Origin of the sequence: Azohydromonas sp. (assembly GCF_035325925.1) — a bacterium.
Taxonomy (GTDB): domain Bacteria; phylum Pseudomonadota; class Gammaproteobacteria; order Burkholderiales; family Burkholderiaceae_C; genus Calidifontimicrobium.
The window spans coordinates 1-4,376 of the sequence record NZ_DAOKZA010000103.1; the positions used below are offsets into that span (position 1 = coordinate 1).

Here is a 4,376-nt window from a genome sequence, read left to right on the forward strand (position 1 = left end):
CGCTGACCTGCAGCACGCGCTTCGGCCTGTGCGCCAAGTGCTACGGCCGCGACCTCGGTCGCGGCGGCCTGGTCAACGTCGGCGAGGCGGTCGGCGTGATCGCCGCGCAGTCGATCGGCGAGCCGGGCACGCAGCTGACGATGCGCACCTTCCACATCGGCGGCGCGGCGTCGCGTGCTGCCGTGGCATCGAGCGTCGAGGCCAAGAGCGACGGCATCGTCGGCTTCAACCCGACGATGCGCTACGTGATGAACTCGAAGTCGGGCAAGGGCGAGCTGGTGGTCATCTCCCGTTCCGGCGAGATCATCGTCACCGACCCGCACGGCCGCGAGCGCGAGCGCCACAAGGTGCCTTACGGCGCCACGCTCAACGTCACGGCCGACCAGCAGATCAGGGCCGGCACGGTGCTGGCCAACTGGGACCCGCTGACGCGCCCGATCATCACCGAGTTCGCCGGCAAGGCGAAGTTCGAGAACGTCGAGGAGGGCGTGACCGTCGCCAAGCAGGTCGACGAGGTCACCGGCCTGTCGACGCTGGTCGTGATCGACCCGAAGCGCCGCGGTGCCGCGAAGGTGGTGCGTCCGCAGGTCAAGCTGCTCGACGCCGCCGGGGTCGAGGTCAAGATCCCGGGCACCGATCACGCGGTGACGATCGGCTTCCCGGTCGGCGCGCTGATCCAGGTGCGCGACGGCCAGGACCTGGTGCCGGGCGAGGTGCTGGCACGCATCCCGGTCGAAGGTCAGAAAACGCGCGACATCACCGGCGGCCTGCCGCGCGTGGCCGAGCTGTTCGAGGCGCGCTCGCCGAAGGACAAGGGCACGCTGGCCGAGATCACCGGCACGGTGTCGTTCGGCAAGGAGACCAAGGGCAAGGTGCGCCTGCAGATCACCGACCCCGACGGCAAGGTGTTCGAGGAGCTGGTGCCCAAGGAGAAGAACATCCTGGTGCACGAAGGCCAGGTGGTCAACAAGGGCGAGTCGATCGTCGACGGTCCGGCCGATCCGCAGGACATCCTGCGCCTGCTGGGCATCGAGGAGCTGGCGCGCTACATCGTCGACGAGGTGCAGGACGTCTACCGCCTGCAGGGCGTGAAGATCAACGACAAGCACATCGAGGTGATCGTGCGTCAGATGCTGCGCCGCGTGCAGATCGTCGACCCGGGCGACAGCGGCTACATCGCCGGCGAGCAGGTCGAGCGCTCGGAGCTGCTGGACACCAACGACAAGCTGCGCGCCGACGGCAAGCTGCCGGCCACGCACGCCGACGTGCTGCTGGGCATCACCAAGGCCAGCCTGTCGACCGACAGCTTCATCTCCGCCGCGTCGTTCCAGGAGACCACCCGGGTGCTCACCGAGGCGGCGATCATGGGCAAGCGCGACGAGCTGCGCGGGTTGAAGGAGAACGTCATCGTCGGCCGCCTGATCCCGGCGGGCACCGGCATGGCGTTCCACCAGGCCCGCAAGGCGAAGGAGGAGATGGACGAGACCGAGCGTCGCGCCATCGCGTTGCAGGAGGCCGAGGAACTGGCCGCCGCGCAGCTGGCGCAGGTCGATGCCGCGTCGGCGTCCGGGGATCACCCGAGCGGCGACTGACGCCGGGTTGCGGCCGACGTGACCGGGGGGGGGCGGCGCAGGCCGCCCCCTCTCCTTTCGGTTCACGCGGCGCGCGGCGAGGTCGACCGTGGCCAGTGCGGCGGTTCAATCACGGCCAGACCCAGCGCCTGCGCGCGTCGCGCGAGCGCGAGCAGCGCACGGTCGCGGGTCACCAGCCAGCGCGCGCCGGCGGCGATCGCCAGGTCGACGAACATCTGGTCGTCGCGGTCGGCGCAGCGCAGCAGCGCCGGCGCCGCTTCGGCGACGGCGTGCGCCCAGCGCCGGCACGCGGTCACCACCGCGCCGGCGTCGCCCCCGGGGCGGGGCGGCAGTCGGTGCCGCAGCACGTGTTCGAGCTCGGCACGCATCGCGCCGGTCTGCAACCAGTGGCAGCGACCGGCGACGATGGCCCGTGCCACGCCGTGCATCGAGCGGTCGGCGAACCACAGCCAGTCGAGCACGGCGTTGGTGTCGAGGACGAGCGCAGGGGCGTCGACGGGGTCCAGCCCCACCGTGGCAGCCGGGGCCATCGCGGGATCGCCCGCGACGCCGTCCCCTTCACGAGGCGCGGCCACCCATTCTTGCGGGGACACCCGGGTGCGCATATAATCGCAGGCTTTTCGGCGGATTGTGCCGTCGTTTCGCGCGCGCCCGGAGCCGGGGCGCCGTCGCATCGCGCGGCGGCGGGTCGGCTGGGTGCTAGGTGCGCGAACGCGGCGCGGTCCGTGGCGGTCGACACCGGGCGAGCCGGGCCTGGCCGCAGGCACGAGTGCACGGCGGGTGCGCGGTGCGCCGGGCCGGTCGCCTGCCAGCGGGCGGTGCGACGGCGCGGCGTCCGGCCGGCGGCACCCGATCGAGATTCAACGGGAAACAGTTACCACCATGCCCACCATCAACCAGCTCGTGCGTCAAGGCCGTCAGGTCGAGGTCGTGAAGTCCAAGTCGCCGGCGATGCAGGACTGCCCGCAGCGCCGCGGCGTGTGCACGCGCGTTTACACCACGACGCCGAAGAAGCCGAACTCGGCGCTGCGCAAGGTCGCCAAGGTGCGCCTGACCAACGGCTTCGAGGTCATCTCGTACATCGGCGGCGAGGGTCACAACCTGCAGGAGCACAGCGTCGTGCTGGTGCGCGGCGGCCGCGTGAAGGACCTGCCGGGCGTGCGTTACCACATCGTGCGCGGCTCGCTCGACCTGCAGGGGGTCAAGGACCGCAAGCAGGCGCGTTCGAAGTACGGCGCGAAGCGGCCCAAGAAGGCTTGACGCCTTCGGCCTGAAGGACAAGTCGGCCGGAAGGCCGGCTAAGTAAGTGAAGGGTCCTCATGGCCCTTCGGGGCGGCCGCCCAGCCGGCCGCCAACTGAATCGACAAAAGGAACATTCCCATGCCTCGTCGTCGCGAAGTCCCCAAGCGCGAGATCCTCCCCGACCCGAAGTTCGGCTCGGTCGACCTGTCGAAGTTCATGAACGTCGTCATGGAGTCCGGCAAGAAGGCCGTCGCCGAACGCATCATCTACGGCGCGCTCGACCAGGTCGAGAAGAAGGCCGGAAAGGACCCGCTCGAGGTGTTCCTGACCGCGCTGAACAACGTCAAGCCGATGGTCGAGGTCAAGTCGCGTCGCGTCGGCGGCGCGAACTACCAGGTGCCGGTCGAGGTGCGTCCGATCCGTCGCGTCGCGCTGGCGATGCGCTGGCTGAAGGAGTCGGCGCGCAAGCGCGGCGAGAAGTCGATGGCCGCGCGTCTGGCCAACGAACTGCTCGAGGCCAGCGAAGGCCGCGGCGGCGCGATGAAGAAGCGCGACGAGGTGCACCGCATGGCCGAGGCGAACAAGGCCTTCTCGCACTTCCGGTTCTGACCACCGGCGCCCGTCTTTCACCGACTTCCGGCCGCTCTCAGGGTTAGTACGGACCCGCGAGCGGCCCCTGCGTTTGGAGTACACCATGGCCCGCAAGACCCCCATCGAGCGCTACCGCAACATCGGTATCAGCGCGCACATCGATGCCGGCAAGACCACCACGACCGAGCGCATCCTCTTCTACACCGGGGTCAACCACAAGCTCGGCGAGGTGCACGACGGCGCGGCGACGACCGACTGGATGGAGCAGGAGCAGGAGCGCGGCATCACGATCACGTCGGCGGCGGTGACCTGCTTCTGGAAGGGCATGGACCTGACCATTCCCGAGCACCGCATCAACATCATCGACACGCCGGGGCACGTGGACTTCACGATCGAGGTCGAGCGCAGCATGCGCGTGCTCGACGGTGCGTGCATGGTCTACTGCGCGGTCGGGGGCGTGCAGCCGCAGTCCGAGACGGTCTGGCGCCAGGCCAACAAGTACAAGGTGCCGCGCCTGGCGTTCGTCAACAAGATGGACCGCACCGGCGCCAACTTCTTCAAGGTCTACGAGCAGATGAAGGCCCGGCTGAACGCCAACCCGGTCCCCATCGTCGTGCCGATCGGCGCCGAGGAGGGTTTCAAGGGCGTCGTCGACCTGTTCAAGATGAAGGCCATCGTCTGGGACGAGGCCAGCCAGGGCATGAAGTTCGACTACGCGCCGATCCCGGCCGAACTCGAGGCGGAGTGCCGCAAGTGGCGCGAGCAGATGGTCGAGGCGGCCGCCGAGTCGAGCGAGGAGTTGATGAACAAGTACCTCGAGTCGGGTGAGCTGACCGAGGACGAGATCAAGCAGGGTTTGCGCGCGCGCACCATCGCCTGCGAGATCCAGCCGATGCTGTGCGGCACCGCGTTCAAGAACAAGGGCGTGCAGCGCATGCTCGACGCGGTGAT

At 69.2% G+C, this 4,376-nt stretch carries 4 protein-coding genes and 1 pseudogene; 4 read left to right on the forward strand and 1 reads right to left on the reverse strand.

Annotation, left to right across the window (positions count from 1 at the left end; translation table 11 throughout):
• A pseudogene (locus PKC53_RS18750) lies at positions 1-1,592 on the forward strand (DNA-directed RNA polymerase subunit beta'); the annotation flags it as partial.
• 62 nt (positions 1,593-1,654) lie between these two features.
• Here the strand turns inward: PKC53_RS18750 and PKC53_RS18755 are convergent.
• Complete coding sequence (locus PKC53_RS18755) at positions 1,655-2,122, reverse strand: PIN domain-containing protein (RefSeq protein WP_324431408.1); 468 nt, start codon at positions 2,120-2,122, stop codon at positions 1,655-1,657.
• Positions 2,123-2,474: 352 nt separating this feature from the next.
• Here PKC53_RS18755 and rpsL point away from each other — a divergent pair, with 352 nt between their 5' ends.
• The 3 genes from rpsL to PKC53_RS18770 all read left to right on the forward strand — a co-directional run.
• Positions 2,475-2,852 (forward strand): 30S ribosomal protein S12, encoded by a 378-nt coding sequence (gene rpsL / locus PKC53_RS18760; RefSeq protein ID WP_324431410.1) that lies wholly within the window; start codon positions 2,475-2,477, stop codon positions 2,850-2,852.
• Positions 2,853-2,972: 120 nt separating this feature from the next.
• Positions 2,973-3,443 (forward strand): 30S ribosomal protein S7, encoded by a 471-nt coding sequence (gene rpsG, locus PKC53_RS18765; protein ID WP_324431412.1) that lies wholly within the window; start codon positions 2,973-2,975, stop codon positions 3,441-3,443.
• Positions 3,444-3,528: 85 nt separating this feature from the next.
• A partial coding sequence (locus PKC53_RS18770; RefSeq protein WP_324431414.1) for a GTP-binding protein occupies positions 3,529-4,376 on the forward strand: 848 nt, incomplete at its 3' end.

Coding starts and splice junctions, on each gene's coding strand:
- PKC53_RS18755 (WP_324431408.1), bottom strand. CDS start 2,122: ATGGCCCCGGCTGCCACGGTGGGGCTGGACCCCGTCGACGCCCCTGCG.
- rpsL (WP_324431410.1), top strand. CDS start 2,475: ATGCCCACCATCAACCAGCTCGTGCGTCAAGGCCGTCAGGTCGAGGTC.
- rpsG (WP_324431412.1), top strand. CDS start 2,973: ATGCCTCGTCGTCGCGAAGTCCCCAAGCGCGAGATCCTCCCCGACCCG.